Genomic DNA, 23805 nt, shown 5'->3' on the forward strand with positions numbered 1-23805 from the left:
CCGGCCCTCCGCTGCGCTCCGGACCGGTCACCGTGCTTCCTTCAGCGCCGCGTGCAGCTCCTGCAGCGGCCGCACGGTCATCTCGCCGCGGATGAGCGCCTCGACCCCCATCACCGCAGCCGCCGCACCCGGCAGCGTCGTGATGCACGGGATGTCGGCGACAACGGCGGCACTGCGGATCTCGTAGCCGTCCTGCCGCCCGCTGGAGCCCTGCGGTGTGTTGATGACCAGGTCCACGTCGCCCGCCGCGATCAGCGCGACGGCGTTGCGCCCGGCGCCCTCCTCGAAGTGCTTGGGCACGATCTCGCAGGCGACGCCGTAGCGGCGCAGCACCTCCCCCGTCCCGGCGGTGGCCACGATCGCGAAGCCGAGGTCGGCCAGGCGCTTGACCGGGAAGACGATCCCGCGCTTGTCCCGGTTGGCCACGGTGACGAGCACGGTGCCGGAGGTGGGCAGCGAGCCGTAGGCGGCCGCCTGGGACTTGGCGAAGGCGTGCCCGAAGGACGGGTCGATGCCCATCACCTCGCCGGTCGACTTCATCTCGGGGCCGAGCAGGTTGTCGACGCCCTTGCCCTCGGCGGTGCGGAACCGCTTGAACGGCAGGACGGCCTCCTTGACGGCGATCGGGGCGTTGTCCGGCAGCATCCCGCCGTCGCCCTCGGCCGGCAGCAGCCCCTCCGCGCGCAGCTCGGCCACCGTGGCGCCGAGCGCGATGCGGGCGGCCGCCTTCGCGAGGGGCACCGCGGTCGCCTTCGACACGAACGGCACCGTGCGCGAGGCCCGCGGGTTGGCCTCGAGGACGTAGAGGACGTCGTCCTTGAGCGCGTACTGGACGTTGAGCAGGCCCCGGACCCCGACCCCGCGGGCGATCGCGGCCGTGTAGCGGCGGACCTCGGCCAGGTGCGACGCGGCCAGGGTGATCGGCGGCAGCGCGCAGGACGAGTCGCCGGAGTGGACCCCGGCCTCCTCGATGTGCTCCATGACGCCGCCGAGGTACACCTCGCCGGTCGCGTCGCAGAGCGCGTCGACGTCGATCTCGATGGCGTCGTCGAGGAACCGGTCGACCAGCACCGGGTGGGCCGGCGAGATCTCGGTGGCCCGGCCGATGTAGTCGCGCAGCGTCGGCTCGTCGTAGACGATCTCCATGCCGCGGCCGCCGAGCACGTAGGACGGGCGGACCAGCACCGGGTAGCCGATCGCGTCGGCGATCAGCTTGGCCTCCGGGAACGTGGTCGCCGTGCCGTGGTCGGGCGAGCGCAGGCCGGCCTCGGTGAGCAGCTTGCCGAAGCGGCCCCGGTCCTCGGCGAGGTCGATGGCGGCCGGTGAGGTACCCACGATCGGCACACCGGCCTGTTCGAGGCGCTCCGCGAGCCCCAGCGGGGTCTGCCCGCCCAGCTGCACGATGACGCCGATGACACCGGGGCCGCCGGCGGCCCGGCCCGAGCTGTCCTCGGCGTGCACGACCTCCAGGACGTCCTCGAAGGTGAGCGGCTCGAAGTACAGCCGGTCGGCGGTGTCGTAGTCGGTCGACACCGTCTCCGGGTTGCAGTTGACCATCACGGTCTCGTAGCCCTTGGCCCGCAGCGCCATGACCGCGTGCACGCACGAGTAGTCGAACTCGATGCCCTGGCCGATGCGGTTGGGTCCGGAGCCGAGGATCAGCACCTTGGGCCGGTCGGACGGGGTGACCTCGGTCTCGTCCTCGTAGGTGCTGTAGTGGTACGGCGTGCCGGCCGCGAACTCCGCGGCGCATGTGTCGACGGTCTTGTAGACCGGCCGCAGCCCGAGCCGGTGGCGCAGCGACCGCACCCCGTCCTCGCCCGCGAACTCCGGGCGCAGGGCGGCGATCTGGCGGTCCGAGAGCCCGGCCCGCTTCGCCCGGCGCAGCAGCGGCAGGTCGAGCACGGCCGCGTCGACGATCTCGGCCCGCAGGTCCACGAGGGCGGCGAGCTGGTCGACGAACCACGGGTCGTAGCCGGACACCGCGGCGACCTCGTCGACCGTGTGCCCTTGGCGCAGTGCGAGCTCCGCGGTGTACAACCGGCCGTCGTGCGGGATCTTGAGCGCTTCCAGGGCGGACTCGCCGGCCTTGTCGGGGAGCGTCCAGAAGCCCGCGGCCTTCGTCTCCATCGAGCGCATGGCCTTGCCCAGCGCCTCCTGGAAGGTCCGGCCGAGCGACATCGCCTCGCCCACCGACTTCATCGTGGTGGTGAGCTCCGCGTCGGCGCCCGGGAACTTCTCGAACGCGAACCGCGGGATCTTCACGACGACGTAGTCCAGCGACGGCTCGAAGGCGGCCGGCGTCTTGAGCGTGATGTCGTTGGGGATCTCGTCGAGGGTGTAGCCGATGGCGAGCTTCGCGGCGATCTTGGCGATCGGGAAGCCGGTCGCCTTCGACGCCAGAGCGCTGGAGCGCGACACCCGCGGGTTCATCTCGATGACGACGAGGCGCCCGTTGGCCGGGTTGACCGCGAACTGGATGTTGCAGCCGCCGGTGTCGACGCCGACCTCGCGAAGAACGGCAATGCCAAGATCCCGGAGTTTCTGGTACTCCACGTCGGTGAGCGTCATCGCCGGCGCGACGGTGACCGAGTCGCCGGTGTGCACGCCCATGGCGTCCACGTTCTCGATCGAGCACACGACGACGACGTTGTCGCGCTTGTCGCGCATGAGCTCGAGCTCGTACTCCTTCCAGCCGAGCACGCTCTCCTCGATGAGCACCTCGTGCACCGGGGAGGCGGCCAGGCCGCCGCCGGCCAGCCGCTCGAGGTCGGCGTCGTTGTGCGCCATGCCGGAGCCGAGGCCGCCCATGGTGAACGAGGGCCGGATGACGACCGGGAGCCCGAGCTCGGCGACGGTCGCGTGGACCTCGTCCATCGAGTGGCAGACCCGCGAGCGGGGCGTCTCCCCGCCGGCCTTCGCCACGATGTCCTTGAACAGCTGGCGGTCCTCGCCACGGCGGATCGCGTCGATGTCGGCCCCGATGAGCTCGACGCCGTACTTCTCCAGGACCCCGGCCTCGTGCAGCGCGACGGCCGTGTTGAGCGCGGTCTGCCCGCCGAGGGTGGCCAGCAGCGCGTCGGGGCGCTCCCTGGCGATCACCTGCTCGACGAACTCGGGCGTGATCGGCTCCACGTAGGTCGCGTCGGCGAACTCGGGGTCGGTCATGATGGTCGCCGGGTTGCTGTTGACCAGGCTGACCCGCAGCCCCTCGGCCCGCAGCACGCGGCAGGCCTGGGTGCCGGAGTAGTCGAACTCGCACGCCTGCCCGATGACGATCGGCCCGGAGCCGATGACGAGGACGTGCCGGAGATCGGTGCGCTTAGGCACGCTGCATCAGCTCCGCGAATCGATCGAACAGGTAATCCGCGTCGTGCGGCCCCGCTGCCGCCTCCGGGTGGTACTGCACGGTGAAGGCCGGGGTGTCGAGGCAGCGCAGGCCCTCGACCACGTTGTCGTTGAGGCAGACGTGGCTCACCTCGACGGCGCCGAACTCGGTCTCGACCTTCCGGTCGAGGGGCGCCTCGACCGCGAAGCCGTGGTTGTGGCTGGTGACCTCGACCTTGCCGGTGGTGCGGTCGAGCACGGGCTGGTTGATGCCGCGGTGGCCGTAGCCGAGCTTGTAGGTGCCGAACCCGAGCGCGCGGCCCAGGATCTGGCTGCCGAAGCAGATGCCGAACAGCGGGATCCTCGCCCCCATGACGGCCTTGGCCAGGTCGACCGGGTCGTCCGCGGTGGCCGGGTCGCCGGGGCCGGGCGAGAAGAAGACCGCGTCGGCGCCGAGGGCCTTGATGTCGTCGAGGGTCGTCGCGGCCGGCAGCACGTGGGTGGTGACACCGCGGGCGGCGAGGCGGCGCGGCACGTTGCGCTTGATCCCCAGATCGATCGCCGCGACCGTCAGCCGGTGCTCGCCGAGGGCTTCCACGGTGTAGCGCCGCGGCGTGCTCACCTCCGCGGAGAGGTCGGCGCCGAGCATCTCCGGCTGCTGCCGGACGCGCTCGAGGAGGGCCTCGGGGTCGTCCTCGACGCTTGACACGCCGACCCGCATGGCCCCCCGCTCGCGCAGGTGCCGGGTGAGCGCACGGGTGTCGATGCCGCTGATGCCGACGATGTCCTCGGCCGCGAGCCGGTCCTGCAGGCTGCCGGTGGCGCGCCAGTTGGAGTAGGTCCGCGACGGGTCGCGCAGCACGTAGCCGGAGACCCAGATCCGGTCTGACTCGTCGTCCTCGCCGTTGATGCCGGTGTTGCCGATCTGCGGCGCGGTCTGCACGACGACCTGGCGGTGGTAGCTGGGGTCGGTCAGCGTCTCCTGGTAACCGGTCATACCGGTGTTGAAGACCGCCTCGCCGAAGGTCTCGCCGACGGCGCCGAAGGCCTCGCCGCGAAATGTGCGGCCGTCTTCCAGTACCAACAAGGCTTCTTTGCGTGTCACCGTGTCGCCTTTCCGTTCTGCACCGTCGGCTCCCCGCGCAGGTAGGTCGCGTCGATGCGGCCGCGCAGCTCCATTCCGGCGTAAGGGGTGTTGCGGGAGCGGCTGGCCATCGCCGTCGGGTCGACGGTCCAGCGCACGCTCGGGTCGAAGATCGCGATGTTGGCCGGCTGCCCGACCTCGATGGCGCCGCCGTGACCGGTCAAACCGGCGATGCGCGCCGGAGCGGCCGACATCCACTCCGCGATGCGGTCCCACTTGGGGCCCATGGTCTGCACCACGATGGCGAGCGCGGTCTCCAGCCCCAGCATCCCGGGCCGGGCGTACGCCCACTCGCACTCCTTGTCCTCGACGCTGTGCGGGGCGTGGTCGGTGGCGACGATGTCGATCGTGCCGTCGAGCAGCCCCGCGCGCAGGGCCAGGACGTCGGCCTCGGTGCGCAACGGTGGGTTGACCTTGAAGACCGGGTCGTACTGCGTGGCCCGGTCCTCGGTGAGCAGCAGGTGGTGCGGCGTGACCTCGGCCGTGACCCGCCAGCCCTTGGACTTGGCCCAGCGGATCAGCTCGACGCTGCCGGCGGTGGAGACGTGGCAGATGTGCAGCCGCGCACCGACGTGCCCGGCCAGCAGCACGTCCCGGGCGATGATCGCCTCCTCGGCGACGGCCGGCCAGCCGGTCAGCCCGAGCCGGGCCGCGACCTCGCCCTCGTTCATCTGCGCGCCGGTGGTCAGCCGCGGCTCCTCGGCGTGCTGGGCGATCACGCCGTCGAACGCCTTCACGTATTCCAGGGCGCGGCGCATGAGCCGGGGGTCGTGGACGCAGTGCCCGTCGTCGGAGAAGACCCGGACCCTGGCCGCGGAGTCGGCCATCGCCCCGAGCTCGGCGAGCTGCTCGCCGGCCAGGCCGACGGTGACGGCGCCGATCGGCTGGACGTCGACCAGGCCGGCCTCGCGCCCGAGCCGCCAGACCTGCTCGACGACGCCGGCGGTGTCGGCGACCGGCGAGGTGTTGGCCATCGCGCAGACCGCGGTGTACCCGCCGAGGGCGGCCGCCCGCGAGCCGGACTCGACCGTCTCGGCGTCCTCACGTCCGGGCTCGCGCAGGTGGGTGTGGAGGTCGACCAGGCCGGGGAGGGCGATGAGTGCCCCCGTGTGGCTCTCGTCAATATTTACGACTTTTCCATTTTCGACATGAATGTCGCCCAGCTGTGTGCCGGTGATGACCGTCACGACTTGCCTCCCAGCAGCAGGTAAAGGACGGCCATCCGCACGGAGACACCGTTGGCGACCTGTTCGACGATCGTGGAGCGGGCCGAGTCGGCCACCTCGGGCGCGATCTCCATGCCGCGGTTCATCGGGCCGGGGTGCATGACGATCGCGTGCTCGGGCAGGCGGCGCATGCGGGGCACGTCGAAGCCGTAGCGGCGGCTGTACTCGCGCTCGGACGGGAAGTACGCCTGGTTCATCCGCTCCCGCTGCACCCGCAGCATCATGACCACGTCGGCGTCGGGCACCACCGCGTCGAGGTCGTAGGAGGTGGCGGCCGGCCACGCCTGCACACCGACCGGCAGCAGGGTCGGCGGCGCGACGAGCGTCACCTTGGCCCCGAGCGTGTGCAGCAGCTGCACGTTGGAGCGGGCAACCCGGGAGTGCAGCACGTCGCCGACGATGACGACGTTGAGCCCGGCGAGGCGGCCGAGGCGGCTGCGCATGGTGTAGGCGTCCAGCAGCGCCTGCGTCGGGTGCTCGTGGGTGCCGTCGCCGGCGTTGACCACGCTGCCCTCGACCCAGTTGGCGAGCCGGTGCGGGGCCCCGCTGGCCGGGTGGCGGATCACGACGGCGTCGGCGCCCATCGCCTGCAGCGTCAGGGCGGTGTCCTTGAGACTTTCGCCCTTGGAGACGCTGGAGCCCTTGGCCGAGAAGTTGATGACGTCGGCCGACAGGCGCTTGGCCGCGGCCTCGAACGAGATCCGGGTGCGGGTGGAGTCCTCGTAGAACAGGTTCACGACGGTGCGGCCGCGCAGCGTCGGCAGCTTCTTCACCTCGCGGGCGGCCAGGCCGGCCATCTCCTGCGCCGTGTCGAGGACCCGGGTGGCGGTGGCCGCGTCGAGGTCGGCCGCGCTCAGCAGGTGCTTGATCATGCCCGGTCCCCCTTGCTCTTGATGACCACGCTGTCGCTGCCGTCGGTCTCGGCGATCAGCACCCGCACGCTCTCGTCCATCGCGGTCGGGATGTTCTTGCCGACGTAGTCGGCCCGGATCGGCAGTTCGCGGTGGCCGCGGTCGACCAGGACGGCCAGTTGCACGGCGCGGGGCCGGCCGAGGTCCTTGAGCGCGTCGAGCGCGGCCCGGACGGTCCGGCCGGAGAAGAGGACGTCGTCGACCAGGATCACGCGACGCCCGTCGAGGCCGCCCGGAGGGATCTCGGTGTGACCCACAGCACGCGTCGCGTGCAGTCGCAGATCGTCCCGGTACAGCGTGATGTCCAACACACCCACGGGGATGTCAAGACCCTCGAATGCCGCGATCCGGGCAGCTAGGCGGCGGGCCAGCGGAACGCCGCGGGTAGGTATGCCCAGCAGCACCGTTTCGGCCGCGCCGGACGTCTTTTCCAGAATCTGATGGGCAATCCGGTCCACCACACGGGCGACATCTGCCGCCGTTAGGATGGTTTTACCCAGCTCAGTGCCGGTTGTCGGGGACGACAAAACCAGACCCCCTTCCCCGCCTCACCGGACGGGTCGTTAAAGGACGTCGAACGTCAACTACCCTAACAACCGCCCTGACCAGGGCAACGGAAGGGTCTCAGAGACTTGACCACGCGTCGCCCGCCAGTTACGGTCACGCTCCGTAGCGATCGCTGGGGAAACCCCTCAGGCCAGTGACTGGGAGTGTCCGTATGCCGTCTGAGTACGCCAAGTCTCTTGGTGCTCGCCTGCGCTCCATCCGACAGCAGCAGGGGCTGTCTCTGCAGGGTGTCGAGGAGAAGTCGGCCGGGCGCTGGAAGGCCGTCGTCGTCGGGTCGTATGAGCGTGGCGACCGTGCCGTCACCGTCTCTCGCCTGGCGGAGCTGGCCGAGTTCTACCGCGTGCCCGTCGCCGAGCTGCTGCCCGAGGGCAGTGGCGTCCGCCACGAGCCCACCAACAAGATCGTCCTCGACCTGGAGCGCCTCTACGACGCCGGCGCCGAGGACCTCGCGTATGTCGCCCGCTACGCCCGGGCCATCCAGCAGCAGCGGGGCGACTACAACGGCCGCGTGCTGTCGATCCGTGCGGACGACCTCCGCGCCCTGGCGATCGTCTACGACGCTTCGCCGTCGGGCCTGGTCGAGCGCCTGAACGAGCACGGCGTGCTGGTCACCGACCCGCGGAGCCTGTTCCAGAGTTGAGCTGTGTGAAAAGGGGCCGCACCCGCGTGGGTGTGGCCCCTTTTTCATGTCGCGTAGTCGGCTATTCGCCCGAGGATGCCGTTGAGGAAGCGCGGGGAGTCGTCGGTCGACAGCGTCTCGGCCAGCTCCACCGCCTCGGTGATCGCCACCGGGTTGTCGATCTCGTCGTTGTAGAGCAGCTCGTAGACGGCGATGCGGGCCAGGTTGCGGTCGACCACCGGCATCCGCTCCAGCGTCCAGCCCTCGGCGTAGCTGGACAGCAGCTCGTCGATGCGGGCGGCGTGGTCCTCGACCCCCTCGACGAGCCGGACCGTGTACGGCAGGTAGCCGGGCTTGGGCTCCTCGAGGTTCGCCACGTAGGCGGCCAGCACCTTCCCGCGCGGCTCGCTGCGCAGGTCGGCCTGGTAGAGCACGTCCAGCGCGCGCTTGCGGGCCTTGCGGCGGGCGGTCATCTGGGCGGTGACGTCGCCGCCCAGGAACGAGCCGCCGGACGACACGTTGGTGACCGTGCCGTCGCTGTAGTCCCCTGAAGTCACGCCCGGCCCAGGTAACGGCTGTCGCGGGTGTCGACCTTGATCTTCTCGCCGGTCGAGATGAACAGCGGCACGTTGACGGTCGCGCCGGTCTCGACGGTCGCCGGCTTGGTGCCGCCGGTCGAACGGTCGCCCTGCAGGCCCGGCTCGGTGTAGGTGATCTCCAGGATCACCGAGGTCGGCAGCTCGACATACAGCGGCGCGTCCTCGTGCGTGGCCACGATGACCTGGGCCTCGGGGAGCAGGAACTTGCTCGCCTCGCCGACGACACCGCCGGGGACCGTGATCTGGTCGTAGGTGTCCAGGTCCATGAACACGAAGTCGTCACCGTCGGCGTAGAGGTACTGCATCGTGCGCTTGTCGACCGTGGCGGTTTCGACCTTGGTCCCGGCGTTGAACGTGCGGTCGACCACCTTGCCGGACAGGACGTTCTTCAGGGTGGTCCGCACGAACGCGCCGCCCTTGCCCGGCTTGACATGCTGGAACTCCACGACGGTCCACAGGTCGCCGTCGAGGTTGAGCACCAGGCCGTTCTTCAGGTCGTTCGTGGATGCCATGTGTATTGACGTCACTTTCGTCGCTCGCGGCCTGCAGACCGGGAGAATGAGATCCCGCCGTCGGCGGGTTGTCCGGTTGACACGACCCACCCACAGCGTCGGGAAAAAATGCCCGGTGAAGTCTACCGGGAGGCCCCAAATCGCGCGACGCAGTGTACTGCGAGCATCGTCTTCCGTTCATACTTCGTTCGTCCGCAGGACACGTGGCTCTGCCAGCGTGCCCGGGTGGGAAGACCGGACCTCCTCAACCGTACCCTGGGCTTCGCCGGATCCGTCGCCATCGCGGTGGGCGGCCTGGCCGCCGGGGCGCTTCCCAAAACCGGCGATGACCTGGGCACATGGCCGGTCGTGCGGGAGTTACGCTCCCTGCCGCTGGTCGCGATCGCGGTCGCCTACGTCGGTGTCGCCCTGCTCTGCGGGGCCTGGCTGCGGCTGCGGCGGACACTGGAGGAGCAGACCACCGCCGATCTCGTCCGCACCCTGCTGTGCTGGGCCGGCCCACTCGTCTTCGTCCCGCCGATGTTCAGCCAGGACGTGTACAGCTACCTGGCGCAGGGTGCGATGGTGCACGAGGGCCTGGACGCCTACAAGTTCGGCCCCTCCGCGCTCGGTGGTCAGTTCGCCGCCGAGGTCCCGCTCATCTGGCAGCACACGCCCGCCCCCTACGGCCCGCTGTTCCTGCGCGCGGCCTCGGCCGTGGTCAACGTCACAGGGCCGCACATGATGTGGGGTGTCCTGGCCTTCCGCCTGATCGCCCTGGTCGGCGTGGCTCTGATCGTGCTGTGCCTGCCCGGCCTGGCCGCCCGCTTCGGCGTCCCCGCGCAGCGCGCCCTGTGGTTCGGCGCCCTCAACCCGCTGCTGCTGCTGCACTTCGTCGCCGGCATGCACAACGACGCCATCATGGTCGGCCTGATGGCCGCCGGTCTCTACGCCGCCGTCCGCAACCGCCCGGCCCTCGGTGCCGCCCTGATCGCCGCGGCCGCCCTGATCAAGGCCCCGGCCGCCCTGGCCCTGCTCACCATCCTGGTCCTCTGCCCCCGCGCCTGGCTGCGCATCGGCGCGGCCGCGGCCGCCTCCGCCGTCGGCCTGCAGCTGGCCTCGGGCCTGAGCATCGGCTGGATCAGCGCCATGCGCACCCCGACCTCGGTCCGCAACGGCCTCTCTTTCAGCACCGACGTCGGCTTCCTCCTGGACGCCCTGGGCTGGCCGGAGCCGATGCAGATCATCCGCACGGCGGCCGCGATCGCCGGCTGCCTGCTGGCCGGCTGGGCCCTGCTGCGGGCCCCCAACCCGGTCGCCGGCCTCGGCCTGGCCCTGAGCTCGATCATCCTGCTCGGCCCGGTGGTCCACCCGTGGTACCTGCTGTGGGCCTTCATCCCGATGGCCGCCGGCCTGCGCCGCATCCCGCCGGCCGCGGTGTGGGGCTCGGTCGGCCTGTCGCTGTTCCTGCTCCCGACGGGCGCTCCGGCGTTCCCGGCCGCCGTGGTGGCCGCCAGCGTCGGCACCGTGGCCGGGCTGCTCTACCTCCGCATGCGCCCGCCGGTCGCGGCGCCGCAGCTGGCCGCCGCGGCGGCGACCAGCTGACTTTTGCGCATGGCGTGGAAAGCGACAAACCGCTCGGTCAGCTCGCGACCGACGCGTATGCCTGCTCCAGGACGGCGTCCGACGGACCCTCCAGCGTGCCGGGCCGCGCCAGGCCGTCGAGCACCACGAAGCGCAGCAGCGCGCCGCGGGCCTTCTTGTCGACCCGCATCGCCGCGTGCAGCTCCGGCCACGCCGCCGCCGGGTAGGCCGTCGGCAGGCCCAGGCGCTCCAGGATCGCGCGGTGCCGGTCCGCCACCGAGTCGGACAGGCGGCCGGCGAGGCGCCCCAGCTCGGCCGCGTAGACGAGGCCGACGCTGATCGCGTGGCCGTGCTTCCACCGGTACTGCTCGCGCCGCTCGATGGCGTGCCCGAGCGTATGGCCGTAGTTCAGGATCTCGCGCAGCTTGCTCTCGCGCAGGTCCTGCGACACCACGTGCGCCTTGACGGCGACCGACCGCTCGATCAGCTCGGCCAGCACGGGGCTCGCCGGGTCCAGCGCGCGAGCGGGGTCCGCCTCGATCAGGTCCAGGATCACCGGGTCGGCGATGAACCCGCACTTCACGATCTCGGCCATGCCCGCAAGCAGGTCATCGGCGGCCAGCGTGTCGAGCGCGGCCAGGTCGCACAGGACCCCGGCGGGCGGATAGAACGCGCCGACCAGGTTCTTGCCGGCGGCCGTGTTGATGCCGGTCTTGCCCCCGACCGCGGCGTCGACCATGCCGAGCAGACTGGTGGGTACCGTCACCACCCGCACCCCCCGCAGCCAGCACGCGGCCACGAAGCCGGCCAGGTCGGTGACCGCGCCGCCGCCGACGCCCACGACCGCGTCCGAGCGGGTGAACGCGGCCGCGCCGAGCTCGTCCCAGCACCGGGCCGCGACGGCGATGTCCTTGCCGGCCTCGGCGTCGGGCACCTCGATCGGCAGCACCTTCGCGCCGGCCGCGGTCAGCGCCGCCTCGACCCGCTCAGCGTGCCCGCGGACGGGCGCCGCGAAGATCACCGCGACCTGCGCGGCCCCCTTGACCAGGTCGGCGACACCGTCGCTGGCACCGCGCCCGATCTGAACGGCGTATCCGGAGACGTCGACGACCGTCATAGCGCGGCCGCCACCTGCGCGGCGATCTCGTCCGGCGTGCGGCCGTCGGTGGCCACGGTCACGGTCGCGACCTCCTCGTACATGGGGCGGCGCTGGTCGAGCAGGTGCTTGAGCGTGGCCCGCGGGTTGATCGCCAGCAGCGGGCGGCCGGCGCCGAGACCGACCCGGGACAGGGCGTCGGCGAACCCGACCTCCAGGTAGACCACCGCGTGCCCGGCGAGGGCCTTGCGGGTCTCCTCGGCCAGGACGGCCCCGCCACCGAGGGCGAACACGCCGTCGAACCGCTCCAGCGTGGCGGCGATCGTCGCCCGCTCCAGGGCCCGGAAGTGCTCCTCGCCCTCGTCGAAGAAGATCTCCGGGATGGGCTTGCCGGCCTCGGCCTCGATCACCGTGTCGGCGTCCAGGAACGGCACGCCCAGGTGCTCGGCGAGGAGCTGGCCGACGGTGGTCTTGCCGGCGCCGGGGGCTCCGACGAGCACGGCCCGCGGGCTCACCGGATCACCAGGTTCTCGAGGTAGCCGGTGAGGTTGCGACGGATCTCGACGACCGAATCGCCGCCGAACTTCTCCAGCGCGGCCTCGGCCAGCACCAGCGCGACCATCGACTCGGCCACGACCGCGGCCGCGGGCACGGCGCACACGTCGGAGCGCTGGTTGATCGCCGTGGCCGCCTCGCCGGTGGTGACGTCGACGGTCTGCAGGGCCCGGTTGAGCGACGAGATCGGCTTCATCGCGGCCCGCACGCGCAGCGGCTCGCCGGTCGTCATGCCACCCTCCAGGCCACCGGCCCGGTCGGTGATGCGCCGGACGCCCTCGGGGGTGTTGATGATCTCGTCGTGGGCGACGGAGCCGCGGGAGCGGGCCTGGGTGAACGCGTCGCCGATCTCCACGCCCTTGATGGCCTGGATCGACATGAGCGCGGTCGCGAGCCGGGCGTCGAGCTTGCGGTCCCACTGCACGTGGCTGCCGAGCCCCGGTGGCACGTGGTATGCCAGCACCTCGACGATCCCCCCGAGCGTGTCGGCATCCTTCTTGGCCGCGTCGACCTCCTCGACCATGCGGGCGCTCGCGTCCGGGTCGAGGCAGCGCAGCGGGTCGGCGTCGATGCGCTCGAAGTCGTCGGGGGTGGGCAGCAGGCCGGGCTTGGCCGCGACCGAGCCGAGCTCGATGACGTGCGAGACGATCTCCACGCCCAGGGCCTGGCGCAGCAGGGCCTTGGCGACCGTGCCGACGGCGACCCGGGCCGCGGTCTCGCGGGCACTGGCGCGCTCGAGGATCGGGCGGGCGTCCGTGTGGCCGTACTTCTGCATGCCCGCCAGGTCCGCGTGCCCGGGCCGGGGCCGGGTCAGCGGGGCGTTGCGGGCCTGGGCGGCGAGGAGCTCGGGGTCGACCGGGTCGGCCGCCATGACCGTCTCCCACTTGGGCCACTCGCTGTTGGCGACCCGGATCGCGACCGGGCTGCCGAGCGTGAGCCCGTGCCGGAGCCCGCCGATGAACTCGACGACGTCCTGCTCGAACGCCATCCGCGCGCCCCGGCCGTAGCCGAGACGTCGACGGGCCAGCTCAGCCGCCACGGACGCGCTCGTCACCTCGACCCCGGCGGGCACGCCCTCCAGGATCGCGACGAGCGCCGGGCCATGCGATTCCCCAGCAGTCAACCAGCGCAGCACGCCCGCAAGTTTGTCACGCGGCTCTTGCTCCGGGTTTGCCCGGGCCGCGGACATCCCACCTTCTGGTGGTCAGGCCAGGGCCGCCCGCATCGCCGCGACCGGGGCCTTGACCGAGGTGAACAGCTCGAACTGGTCGACCGCCTGCCACAGCAGCAGATCGAGGCCGGACACGATCGGGCAGCCGGCGTGCCGGGCGGCGGCCGCGAGCGGGGTCGGCCACGGGTCGTAGATCGCGTCGAAGACCACCGGCCGGCCCGAGAAGTCGGCCGTGGCCAGGTGGTCGGCGGCGCCCTTCGGCACGGTGGAGATCACGACCGGGGCGCCGGTGGCCTCCGCCGCCGCCGACCACGGGGCCGCGGTCAGCTCCACGTCGAGGGCCTCCGCGACCGGGCGCAGCTCCTCGGCGGCCTCGGGGCGGCGGGTGTAGACGGTGACGTCGGCGGCGAGGCTGGCGGCGGCCGCGATCGCCGCCCGGGCCGTGCCGCCGGCGCCGAGCAGGGCCAGCCGCGGCGTGCGGCGGACGCCGGCCTCGAGCAGGGCGCGGACCATGCCCGGGGCGTCGGTGTTGTACGCGTGCCAGCCGTATGGACGCCGCACCAGCGTGTTGGCCGCGCCGATCGCCGCCGCGAACGGGTCGACGAGGCTCGCGACCGCGAGCGCGACCTCCTTGAGCGGCATGGTCAGCGAGAGCCCGGCCCACTCCGGCCCGAGCGACCCGACCAGCCCGGCCAGCCCTTCCTCATCGCACTCGATCGCGGTGTAATCCCAGCCTTCCAGCCCGGCCGCGACGTAGCCGGCACGGTGGATCGCCGGCGAGCGCGAGTGGCTCACCGGCGATCCGAGCACAGCTGCCCGCAACTACTTCACGCCGTTCTTCTGGGCCTGGTCCCAGAGTGCCTGGAATTCCTTGTACGTCTTCGCGTACTTGGTATTGCCCTGCGTGTCGTAGGCCAGGAAGTAGTAGTAGTCGCTCGGCGGCGGGTTCATGGCCGCGGACAGGGCGCTGGAGCCCGGGTTGCTGATCGGGCCGCGCGGCATCCCCGGGAAGTCGTGCGTGTTGTACGGGTTGTTCTTGTTGTGGATCTCGGAGTTGAGCAGCTCCGTCGACGGCTTGGCGCCCTTGTTCGTGATCTTCAGGTAGTAGTTGACCGTGCTGTCGACCTGCAGGCAGTTGCACGGGAACTTGCCGCTGTAGACCCGGTTGTAGAGCACCCGCACGATGCCGGGCTGGTCCTTGTCGAGGCCCTCGACCTGCGCGATCGAGGAGGCGACGAGCGCCTCGTAGGGCGAGATGTTCATCGCGCTCGGGACCGTGTCGAGGAAGCCGATCTTCTCGATCTCCTGGTTGAACCGGGCCACGATGAGCTTCAGGATGGCGGTCGCGTCGACGTTGGGCGGGAGGTCGTAGGTGGCCGGGAACAGGAAGCCCTCGATGCCGGGGTCGCGCGGCTTGCCGTCCTTGCGCGTGTACCAGACGTCGCCGACGCCGAGCGCCTTCGGGTCCTTGGCCGCGGTCTCGAAGTCCGCGTAGGGGATCTTCGTGACCTCCTCGAGCTTCTTGAACGTCTCCTGCCAGGTCAGCCCTTCGGGGAGGGTGACCTTGTTGACCAGCCGGCTCTTCGGGTCGAGCAGCAGCGACAGGGCGGAGGTGGCCTTCATCTGCTTGCGCAGGTTGTAGAAGCCCGGCTGCAGCTTGCGGCTGCGGTCGTCGTTCTTGGCCGCCTCGACGAACGCCTTGGCGCTCTTGACGACGTCCTTCTGCTGCAGCGTCTCGCCGATCTGCGCGGCCAGCTGGCCCTGCAGGATCTCGACCGTCACCTCACCGGTGCCGCCGCCGTTGTAGTCGGGGGCGTCGAAGAGGCCCTTGATCCTGTCGATGCCGACGTAGACGCCGAGACCGAGGCACCCGAAGACCGCCAGGATCAGGAAGAAGGCGAGGAAGGTACGCCCGCCGCGGCCCTTCTTTTTCTTCTTGGCCTGCGCGGAGGTGGCGCGGCGCCGCCCGTGGTGGCGCGGCCGCTCCTCGTCTTCCCACCCGAGATCCAGCTCGGACATCTGTACTCAGCCTCCTGGGCGCTCAGCCACGAACCGCTCCGGCGCGTCTGGCGTCGAGCCAGCGCTGCAGGATCTCCACGGCGGCCGCCTGGTCGACGACCGCGCGCTGGCGTCTGCCTCGGACGCCGCGCTCGGACAGCCTACGGGTTGCCGCCGCGGTCGACATCCTCTCGTCCGTCAGCACGACGGGCACGGGTGCCGCCAGCTCGGCCAGCCGGTTCGCGTATTGCCTGATCGAAGCGGCCGCCGGCCCCTCTTGCCCGGCCAGGTTGATGGGCAGGCCGACGACGAGCTCCACGGCCTCGTACTCACCGGCGTACCGCAGAATTTCCACGATGTCGGACGGGACCCGGTCCGGCTCCGGCTTCTGGTCGCGCGCCACGGTGGCCACCGGGCTGGCGAGGATGCCGTCAGGATCACAGGCGGCCACGCCGACGCGCACCGACCCCACGTCGATGCCGAGGCGTCGTCCCCGGGTCCATTGCTCCACAAGCGCACGATAACCGCTTCGAGCACTTCGGCGCGCTACCCCCGGCTTCCGAGTGTGCCCCGCAAGCGAGACCTAAGGCGCACTTAAACCGTTGTCCGCACGGGGTTTTCCGCCCCGTGCGCACCCCGTCACGGTCCGACACACCGATCGCCCCGCTTGTCGCCCAGTCGTGGACTATGCCGGACTTTCCGGATTTCGAGGAAGTCACGACCGTTGCGAGATACTGCAATTTCGTGAAATGTCCGATAAGTCTCGGGCGCGCAGCGCCCGACTTATCGCGTTGACGCACCGCGCCCGACTTATCGCGTTGACGCACCGCGGCCGACTTATCGCGTTGACGCACCGCGGCCGACTTATCGCGTTGACGCACCGCGGCCGACTTATCGCGTTGACGCACCGCGGACCCGGAAGGGGCCAGGGCCAGCGAATGCTGGGCCCCGGCCCCGTTGTCTGGCGGGAGCGGCGGTCCGCAGGTGACGCGGACCCGAGCAAGCCGCTTTACAGCGCTTTTTCCACTGCGGTCAGCAGGTTCGGGGCTTCGGCGGCCGGGACGCCGCCGCCCTGGGCCAGGTCGGCGTTGCCGCCGCCGCGTCCGGACAGGGCGCCCTTCACCAGGTCGCCGGCCTTCAGGCCGCGGTCCTTGCCGGCCGCGTTGACGGCCACGACCAGTGACGCCTTGCCGCCCGCGCGGGACGTCACGGCGACGACGGCCGGGCGGTCGGCCGGGATGCGGCCGCGGATCTCCTGGACCAGGGTGCGCACCTCGTTGGCCGACGTGCCCTCCGGGGCCTCGGTGCCGACGAACGCGATGCCGTGCACGTCGCGGGCCCCCTCGGCCAGGGCGCCGGCGCCGGCCAGGACGACCTGGGTGCGCAGCTTCTCCAGCTCCCGCTCGGCGTCGCGGAGCTGGGCGACGGTCTGCTCGACGCGGTCGGCGACCTGGTCGCCGGGGACGCGGAAGAGCTCGGCCAGGCGGGACACGAGCACGTGCTCGCGGGCCAGGTGGCTGAACGCGTCCAGGCCGACGAGGGCCTCGACCCGGCGGACACCGGAGCCGACCGACGCCTCCGAGAGGATCTTCACCAGGCCGAGCTGGGCGGACCGCTCGACGTGCGTGCCGCCGCACAGTTCGCGGGCGTAGTCGCCGACCTCGACGACGCGGACCTCGTCGCCGTACTTCTCGCCGAAGAGGGCCATGGCGCCGATCTTGCGGGCCTCTTCCTGCGTGGTGATGAAGGCGTGGACCAGCAGGTCGCGCAGGAGGACCTCGTTGACCTGCTGCTCCACGTCGTGCAGGACGCTGGCCGGGACGGCGCCCGGGGTGTTGAAGTCGAAGCGCAGGCGGCCCGGGGCGTTGAGCGAGCCCGCCTGGGTCGCCGACTCGCCGAGGAAGTTGCGCATCGTCTGGTGGATCAGGTGGGTCGCGGTGTGGGCCCGGGAGACCGCGCGGCGGCGGTCGATGTCGATCTCGGCGAACGCGGTGTCGCCGGGGTGGACCTCGCCGGCCACGACCCTGGCCCGGTGCACGATCAGGCCGGGCAGCGGGGACTGGACGTCGAGGACCTCGACCTTGCCGCCGCCGAGCGTGATGAAGCCGGAGTCGGCGAGCTGGCCGCCGCTCTCGGCGTAGAACGGGGTCGCGTCGAGGACCAGTGAGACCTCGTCGCCCTCCCCCGCGACCTTGGCGCCGAGCAGCGACCGGACCCGGGACTCACGGACGGTCTCGCGGTAGCCGGTGAACTCGACCGGGCCGCCCTCCTCCAGCGCGGCGCGGTAGGCGGACAGGTCGGCGTGGCCGGTCTTGCGGGCCTGGGCGTCGGCCTTGGCGTTGGCCCGCTGCTCGGCCATGAGCCGGCGGAAGCCGTCCTGGTCGACCTCGAGGCCCTGCTCGGCCGCGATCTCCAGGGTCAGGTCGATCGGGAAGCCGTAGGTGTCGTGCAGCTGGAACGCCTTGTCCCCGGCGAGCTGCTGCCGCTTCGACGACTTCGTCTCGGTGATGGCCTGGTCGAGGATCGTGGTGCCGGCGTTGAGGGTCTGCAGGAAGCGCTCCTCCTCGCCGTAGGCGTACTGCGAGATCCGGTCGTACTCCTCGGCGACCTCGGGGTATGACGGGGCCATGCAGTCGCGGGCGATCGGCAGCAGCAGCGGCAGCGCCGGGCCCTCCTGCCAGCCGAGCAGGCGCATCGAGCGGATCGCGCGGCGCAGGATCCGGCGCAGCACGTACCCGCGGCCCTCGTTGGACGGGATGACGCCGTCGGAGATGACCATCAGCGCGGTGCGCACGTGGTCGGCGATGACGCGCAGCCGCACGTCGTCGGGGTGCGACTCGGCGGCGATGTGCGAGACGGCCTGGCCGTAGTGCTTCCCGGTGAGTTCGGCCGCCTTGGCCAGGATCGGCTTGACCTCGTCGATCTCGTAGAGGTTGTCGACGCCCTGCAGCAGGGAGGCGATCCGCTCCAGGCCCATGCCGGTGTCGATGTTCTTGTTCGGCAGGTCACCGACGATGTCGAAGACTTCCTTCGACCGCACGTTGGTGATCTCGTGCTGCATGAAGACGAGGTTCCAGTACTCCAGGTAGCGGTCCTCGTCGACCTCCGGGCCGCCGGCCTTGCCGTAGGCGTCGCCGCGGTCGTAGTAGAGCTCCGAGCACGGTCCGGCCGGGCCGGGGATGCCCATCGACCAGAAGTTGTCCTTCTTGCCGCGGCGCACGATCCGCTCGGCCGGCAGGCCGGTGCGCTTCCAGATGCCGATGGCCTCGTCGTCGTCGAGGTAGACGGTGGCCCAGATCCGCTCCGGGTCCAGCCCGAAGCCGCCCTCGGTGACCGGCTTGGTCGACAGCTGCCAGGCCAGCCGGATGGCGTCTTCCTTGAAGTAGTCGCCGAAGCTGAAGTTGCCGTTCATCTGGAAGAACGTGCCGTGCCGGCTGGTCTTGCCGACCTCGTCGATGTCGGGCGTGCGGATGCACTTCTGCACGCTCGCGGCCCGCGAGTAGGGCGGGGTGCGCTGGCCCAGGAAGAACGGCACGAACTGGACCATGCCGGCGTTGATGAACAGCAGGTTGGGGTCGGCGATGGCCGGCAGCGGGGCCGAGGGGACGACGGTGTGCCCGTTCGCCTCGAAGTGGCTGAGGAAGCGTCGCTTGATCTCGGCGGTTCTCATCCGTGCTGCCGGCCTTCCGGGTACAGATCTTCGTCAAGGGTCAGGTGGTCGGCGAACGCCGCCTGGATCTCGGCTTCACGCTCGGCCATGCCGCCACGCACGTCGTCGACGAAGTTGCGCACTCCGGCGGCGATCCCTGCGGCCGAGTCACGCGCCGACGCGGCGAGGCCCTGCGGGGTGAAGGCCTGAGCCTTCTTGGTCACCGCCCGGACCACCAGTGCTCCGACGGCCAGCCCGATACCGAGCCACAGCAGACGCCGCATGGCTCAACCCTTCCCTATCTCGTTTTTCCGGTGGTACTGCCTGTAGATGGTGCTGTGATCAGGTGCGCTTGCGCCGCTGCTTGATCTGCTCGCGGACCTCGGCCTCGTCGGCGGCACTGCGCCGGTTGGCCGCGGCCTTGCGCACGCCGTAGCCGAACGCGGCCACCTTCACCAACGGGTTCGCCGCGGCCGCGCTGACCACCGTTGACAGGTTCGCAACGTTCGCGCTGACATGCGACACGTTTTCCGTGATGGTGTCGATCCGCGCGAGCTGCATGTTGACCCCGTCCAGCGTCGTGTGGACCTGCGTCAGGGCAACGTTCACATTGTCGATGGTGGTGTTGACCCGCTCCAGCATGGGCGTGGTCTGATGCGCGGCGTCCTGCAGTGCGCCGGTGGCCGCGTCGATCGTCTTGCGCACGCGCAGAATCGGCACCGCCAGCACGAGCACGAGCACGAAGAACCCACCCGACGCCACCAGCGCCGCAATACCGCCCAGGGACACGGTCACGCCAAGCCTCCTCAACCCGCATGAATGCGTGATTCCAACGGAGGAACCCTACCCTCCGTGATGCATTGCCGCGCTTCGACCGGCGCACTTCTGCGCGTTCACTCGCGCGTTCTTGTCACGGGCCCGGTTGCCCACCGCCGCCGGGGTCGTAACTTATGCGGTTGAAAACTTTGATGGTCGTAACCGCGAGCGGACAGATCGTGGTCGGTGCGCCGTTCGCGTCCCCTTCCGAGGGGGCCGCGGACGGCGCTTTCGCGGACGCCTTGGCCGTCGGGGTCTTCCCCGCGGGCGGCGCCGGGCTGATCGTCGGCCGCGCCCCCTTCACATCGCAGACGGCCGCCCGGACCCACAGGTCCAGCACATACTCGTCGCGCTGCCAGCAGGTCTCGATCCCGTCCACGCCCTCGGCCTGACAGTCCGGAATGTCCCACTCGACCCATCCGGCGTCGCGCAGCTTCCCGACGAACGCCCGGTTGGTCTCGTCCGGCCCCCGCGCCGACTCCCACGTGCGCTGCCGCGACCGGCACTCATTGATGCACCACCGGCTGCCGACGGCACCGTCGGTCGGATTCCGCGCCGCCCACTCCGGCAGGTTCAATTCGTCGAGCTCCGCGAACACGGGGTCCCGCGACAGTTCCCGGATGACGAAGAACGCGGCCGGCGCGCCGATGACGGCCAGCACCAGAAAGATGATGGTCGCGTATCGCAGCTGCCGGACCCGTTTGACCTGAGCCCGCTGCAGCAGCCCGAACGGCGCGATCTGGGTCTGGCCCTCCCAGTCCACCACCGCCGCCGGCGAACTGGCCTGTCCCCGGAACGTCACCGGGTTGGGATCGAACCGCGCCAGGTCCACGAACGGCTTGGCCGGCGGCCCGTCCCCTTGGAACTGCCCCCCGGGCGCCCGCCCGTTCCCGAACGGTCCCGCCCGCCCCGGTCCACCACCGGGTCCGTTAGGTCCGCCGGACCCCCCGGGCCGCCCTTGCCCACCACGTCCACCGGACCCACCCTGCGAACCGCGCCCGGGCCCACGCCCATCGCCGGGCCCACCATGCCGCGGCCCACCGCCGCGAACATCGCCGGTGCGCGGCTCACCGCCGCGAACATCACCAGTGCGCGGCTCGCCACCGCGAACGTCACCGGTCCGCGGCTCACCACCGCGAACGTCGCCGGTGCGCGGGTCGTTGCCACGCGTGTCCGGCATACGGGGACCGGAGGCTTGAGGGCCCTGTGCCCCCTGCGGATTCTGGAGGGCCTGGAACGCGCCGGGCTCGTCGGGTTCGGCCGCGTGCCGCCGCCCGCCGCGACCGGGATCGGCCGGGCGGCCGCCGGTGCGCGACTCGCTCTCACCCTGACGTGGCTCAGGCATGGCGTGCGAGGCCCGGCGGCTCCCCGTAGGCGACTCGAACTCGGCATCCCGCGCACGCCGACGACCGCCGCGGGCCTGCGGCGCGTCACCCGGCGGCGCGGCGAACGGCGGCCCATCGCCCGGCGGCGGGGCGAACGGCGGTGCATCGGCGGGCGGCGTGGACCTGGCTTGCGGCGCGGACACGGCCGGCGGCATGGACCCGGCCGGCGGCTGACCGCCCGGCTGCGAACCGTCCGACCGGCGCGACCCGGGCGGCGGCGAACCGGCCGGCGGCATCGAACCGGCGGGTGGCTGGGCGGTGGTCCGTGCAACGTCCGACCGGCGGGATCGCGGCGGCGGCGAAGCACCCGGCGGCGCGAACCCGGCCGGCGGTGGCGGTGGTGCGGCGGGTCCCAGGGTCGCCGCGGCGGTAGCTTCCCACGAGGCGGCCATCTCGCGGGCGGTCCGGCGGCTCCGCGACTCGTGCCGGCCGGTGTCGTGATGTCCGCGGTCCGAGTCCGCGCCGGGACCGGGCGGCGAGTCACCCCACGGTTCGTTGTTCTCCCCCGGCCGACCGGCGGGACGCGAGCCCGACGGGGATTCACGCCACGACTCGGCCGGGGCCGCCGGACGGGACCCCGACTGGGACTCGCGCCGCTGCTCGCCGGGGGCGGCCGGGCGGGACCCCGACGGCGACTCGCGCCACTGGTCGGGCGGCGCGGCCGGGCGGGAGCCGGAGGTGGACTCGCGGGCGGCGTCGCGGGGCAGGCGCCAGACCTCGGTCGCGTCCGGTTTCGGCGGTGCGGACGGGGGCGCCGTGGGTGGCGGTGCCATGGGTGGTGGTGCCATGGGTGGTGGTGACGCAGGTGACGCGGCCGCGGACGGCGGTGGTGCCGTGCGGGGATCGGTGGCCTCGCGCAAAACGTCGCGCGGGGGGCGCCAGGTCGGCATCGCCTCGGTGGTGGGGCCGTCCGGTGGTGGCACGAAGGCCGGCGGGGCTGCGGGTTCGCCCGCCGGGCGGCCGCGGCCGGCGCGGGTCCGGGTGTTGGGGGGCTGGTCGCCGCCGCGGGACTGGGGCGGGACCGGTCGGCGGGGATTCACTCCGTCGAGTACGTCCGCGGGGGCGGTCGAGGATGAAGAACCGGCGAACTCGTCGGCCTGGTCACTGCCGGCGCTGCGGAGCTCGGCCAGCCAGCCGAGCTCGGCGTCCGCGGACGGGCCGGGGCCGGCCTTGCCGCGGCCGCGCCGCTTCTTGGCCTCGTCCGTCACCGGTGCCGCTCCTCCGTGCTGCTGGTCGGTTCCGAAGCGTCACCCGCCCCGTGGGTCCCAGACGCCCCAGTCCCACGCACGATACGCCGCAGTTTCGGCAATCGTTCCGCCACCGCGCGCTCTGCGCCATGGCCCGTCGGGCGGTAGTACTCCCGGTCGCTGACCCCTTCCGGGGCGTACTGCTGGTGAACTACACCCCGGGGGTCGTCGTGAGGGTACTTGTACCCCTTGCCGTGCCCGACCCGGCTCGCCCCCTTGTAGTGCGAATCGCGTAAATGCGCAGGAACTGCACCACCGTGTCCCGCTCGCACATCCTGCATCGCGGCGCCGATCGCGGCTACCACCGCATTGGACTTCGGGGCGAGCGCGAGATGAATAACGGCCTGGGCCAGGACGATCTGGACCTCGGGGAGGCCGACGTACTCCACGGCGTGGGCGGCGGCCGTCGCGATCGGCAGCGCGGTCGGGTCGGCCAGGCCGATGTCCTCGCTGGCCGAGATGACCATGCGGCGGGCGATGAACCGGGCGTCCTCCCCCGCGCTGATCATGCGGGCCAGGTAGTGCAGGGCGGCGTCGACGTCGGAGCCGCGGATGCTCTTGATGAAGGCGCTGACCACGTCGTAGTGCTCGTCGCCGTCGCGGTCGTAGCGCAGGGCGGCCACGTCGACGGCCTTCTCGGCGGTGGCCAGGTCGACGCTGGGGATGTCCTGCGCGATCGCGGCGCCCGCGGCCGCCTCCAGGGCCGTGAGCGCTTTGCGGACGTCGCCACCGGCCAGCCGTACCAGATGAGCTTCGGCATCGGCTTCGAGAACCACGGCGCCGTCCAGCCCGCGGGCGTCGGTGACCGCCCGGCGCAGGAGGGTGCGCACGTCGTCGTCGGTGAGCGGCTGCAGGGTGAGCAGGACACAGCGCGAGAGCAGTGGCGAAATGACCGAGAAGTAGGGGTTCTCGGTGGTAGCCGCGAGCAGCGTCACCGTGCGGTCCTCGACGGCGGCCAGCAGCGAGTCCTGCTGGGTCTTGCTGAAGCGGTGGACCTCGTCGATGAACAGCACGGTCGGCGGGCCGCCGCGGCGGCGCTCCTTGCGGGCCGTGTCGATGACCGCGCGGACGTCCTTGACGCCGGCCGACAGGGCCGAGAGGGCGACGAAGTTGCGGTCGGTGGCCCCGGCGACGAGGTGGGCGATGGTGGTCTTGCCGGAGCCGGGCGGGCCCCAGAGGATCACCGACATCGGCGAGGCGCCGCCGACGAGCTGGCGCAGCGGGGCGCCGGGGGCGAGCAGGTGCTGCTGGCCGACGAGCTCGTCGAGCGTGGCCGGGCGCATCCGCACCGCGAGGGGTGCGTCCGCCGCCACATCGGTGAAGCCGCCGGTGACGGCGCCGCTCCCAGCTGGGGATACGTCGCCGTCACCGGTTGGTTGAACCTCGAACAAGCCGTCCACGGCCCCCGACCCTACAGGTC

At 71.6% G+C, this 23805-nt stretch carries 20 protein-coding genes; 2 read left to right on the plus strand and 18 right to left on the minus strand.

Translation table 11 applies throughout. The annotated features are described in order from the left end of the window. Window positions 1-27 precede the first annotated feature (27 nt). From carB to pyrR, 5 genes are read right to left on the minus strand one after another with little or no spacing between them, the layout of a single operon-like run. Entirely contained in the window at window positions 28-3330 is a 3303-nt protein-coding gene (carB, locus tag ACIA8L_RS34665) for a carbamoyl-phosphate synthase large subunit (RefSeq protein ID WP_395911097.1), read from the minus strand. Continuing rightward, window positions 3323-4432, minus strand: coding sequence for a glutamine-hydrolyzing carbamoyl-phosphate synthase small subunit (carA, locus tag ACIA8L_RS34670; RefSeq protein WP_395911099.1), 1110 nt, complete (start codon window positions 4430-4432; stop codon window positions 3323-3325). Before carA ends, carB begins: the two co-directional genes overlap by 8 nt. After that, complete coding sequence (locus ACIA8L_RS34675) at window positions 4429-5625, minus strand: dihydroorotase (protein ID WP_395911745.1); 1197 nt, start codon at window positions 5623-5625, stop codon at window positions 4429-4431. The genes carA and ACIA8L_RS34675 overlap by 4 nt, the downstream gene beginning before the upstream one ends. 29 nt (window positions 5626-5654) lie before the next feature. Continuing rightward, window positions 5655-6569, minus strand: a complete 915-nt coding sequence (locus tag ACIA8L_RS34680) for an aspartate carbamoyltransferase catalytic subunit (RefSeq protein WP_395911101.1) — start codon at window positions 6567-6569, stop codon at window positions 5655-5657. Further along, the gene (gene pyrR, locus ACIA8L_RS34685; RefSeq protein ID WP_395911102.1) at window positions 6566-7135 is read right to left on the minus strand and encodes a bifunctional pyr operon transcriptional regulator/uracil phosphoribosyltransferase PyrR; all 570 of its coding nucleotides are present in this window, start codon (window positions 7133-7135) and stop codon (window positions 6566-6568) included. Before pyrR ends, ACIA8L_RS34680 begins: the two co-directional genes overlap by 4 nt. Window positions 7136-7326: 191 nt before the next feature. Here pyrR and ACIA8L_RS34690 point away from each other — a divergent pair, with 191 nt between their 5' ends. After that, complete coding sequence (locus tag ACIA8L_RS34690) at window positions 7327-7815, plus strand: transcriptional regulator (RefSeq protein WP_033356835.1); 489 nt, start codon at window positions 7327-7329, stop codon at window positions 7813-7815. A 44-nt stretch (window positions 7816-7859) separates the two neighbouring features. Here ACIA8L_RS34690 and nusB read toward each other — a convergent pair whose 3' ends face one another. After that, window positions 7860-8267 carry a transcription antitermination factor NusB gene (gene nusB, locus ACIA8L_RS34695; protein WP_395911747.1) on the minus strand — a complete coding sequence of 136 codons (408 nt, stop codon included), beginning with the start codon at window positions 8265-8267 and terminating at the stop codon, window positions 7860-7862. A gap of 80 nt (window positions 8268-8347) precedes the next feature. Then, complete coding sequence (gene efp, locus ACIA8L_RS34700) at window positions 8348-8905, minus strand: elongation factor P (protein WP_395911104.1); 558 nt, start codon at window positions 8903-8905, stop codon at window positions 8348-8350. Window positions 8906-9130: 225 nt separating this feature from the next. On the opposite strand from efp, the gene mptB reads away from it, so the two are divergent. After that, a complete protein-coding gene (mptB, locus tag ACIA8L_RS34705; protein WP_395911106.1) occupies window positions 9131-10489 on the plus strand; it encodes a polyprenol phosphomannose-dependent alpha 1,6 mannosyltransferase MptB in 1359 nt (452 codons plus the stop codon). A 37-nt stretch (window positions 10490-10526) separates the two neighbouring features. Here mptB and aroB read toward each other — a convergent pair whose 3' ends face one another. The 11 genes from aroB to ACIA8L_RS34760 all read right to left on the minus strand — a co-directional run bounded on the left by aroB (window position 10527) and on the right by ACIA8L_RS34760 (window position 23785). Continuing rightward, window positions 10527-11585 (minus strand): 3-dehydroquinate synthase, encoded by a 1059-nt coding sequence (gene aroB / locus ACIA8L_RS34710; RefSeq protein WP_395911108.1) that lies wholly within the window; start codon window positions 11583-11585, stop codon window positions 10527-10529. Then, window positions 11582-12079 carry a shikimate kinase gene (locus tag ACIA8L_RS34715; RefSeq protein WP_395911110.1) on the minus strand — a complete coding sequence of 166 codons (498 nt, stop codon included), beginning with the start codon at window positions 12077-12079 and terminating at the stop codon, window positions 11582-11584. Before ACIA8L_RS34715 ends, aroB begins: the two co-directional genes overlap by 4 nt. After that, complete coding sequence (gene aroC / locus ACIA8L_RS34720; RefSeq protein ID WP_395911111.1) at window positions 12076-13254, minus strand: chorismate synthase; 1179 nt, start codon at window positions 13252-13254, stop codon at window positions 12076-12078. Before aroC ends, ACIA8L_RS34715 begins: the two co-directional genes overlap by 4 nt. Window positions 13255-13323: 69 nt before the next feature. Beyond that, a complete protein-coding gene (locus ACIA8L_RS34725) occupies window positions 13324-14112 on the minus strand; it encodes a shikimate dehydrogenase (protein WP_395911113.1) in 789 nt (262 codons plus the stop codon). Continuing rightward, window positions 14113-15309: an endolytic transglycosylase MltG gene (gene mltG, locus ACIA8L_RS34730; RefSeq protein ID WP_395911114.1), complete on the minus strand. Its 1197-nt coding sequence runs from the start codon at window positions 15307-15309 to the stop codon at window positions 14113-14115. Between the two features lie 22 nt (window positions 15310-15331). After that, on the minus strand, window positions 15332-15799 hold the full coding sequence (gene ruvX / locus ACIA8L_RS34735; protein ID WP_395911116.1) for a Holliday junction resolvase RuvX: 468 nt from the start codon (window positions 15797-15799) through the stop codon (window positions 15332-15334). A 498-nt stretch (window positions 15800-16297) separates the two neighbouring features. Further along, window positions 16298-18958: an alanine--tRNA ligase gene (gene alaS / locus ACIA8L_RS34740; protein WP_395911117.1), complete on the minus strand. Its 2661-nt coding sequence runs from the start codon at window positions 18956-18958 to the stop codon at window positions 16298-16300. Continuing rightward, the gene (locus ACIA8L_RS34745; protein WP_395911118.1) at window positions 18955-19221 is read right to left on the minus strand and encodes a DUF6167 family protein; all 267 of its coding nucleotides are present in this window, start codon (window positions 19219-19221) and stop codon (window positions 18955-18957) included. Before ACIA8L_RS34745 ends, alaS begins: the two co-directional genes overlap by 4 nt. 58 nt (window positions 19222-19279) lie before the next feature. Beyond that, entirely contained in the window at window positions 19280-19726 is a 447-nt protein-coding gene (locus ACIA8L_RS34750) for a DUF948 domain-containing protein (protein WP_395911748.1), read from the minus strand. Window positions 19727-19847: 121 nt separating this feature from the next. Continuing rightward, entirely contained in the window at window positions 19848-20585 is a 738-nt protein-coding gene (locus ACIA8L_RS34755; RefSeq protein ID WP_395911120.1) for a hypothetical protein, read from the minus strand. 1757 nt (window positions 20586-22342) lie between these two features. Further along, complete coding sequence (locus tag ACIA8L_RS34760) at window positions 22343-23785, minus strand: replication-associated recombination protein A (RefSeq protein ID WP_395911122.1); 1443 nt, start codon at window positions 23783-23785, stop codon at window positions 22343-22345. Window positions 23786-23805 lie beyond the last annotated feature (20 nt).

It is taken from the genome of Dactylosporangium sp. NPDC051541 (assembly GCF_044454505.1).
In the GTDB taxonomy this organism is placed as follows: Bacteria; Actinomycetota; Actinomycetes; order Mycobacteriales; family Micromonosporaceae; genus Dactylosporangium.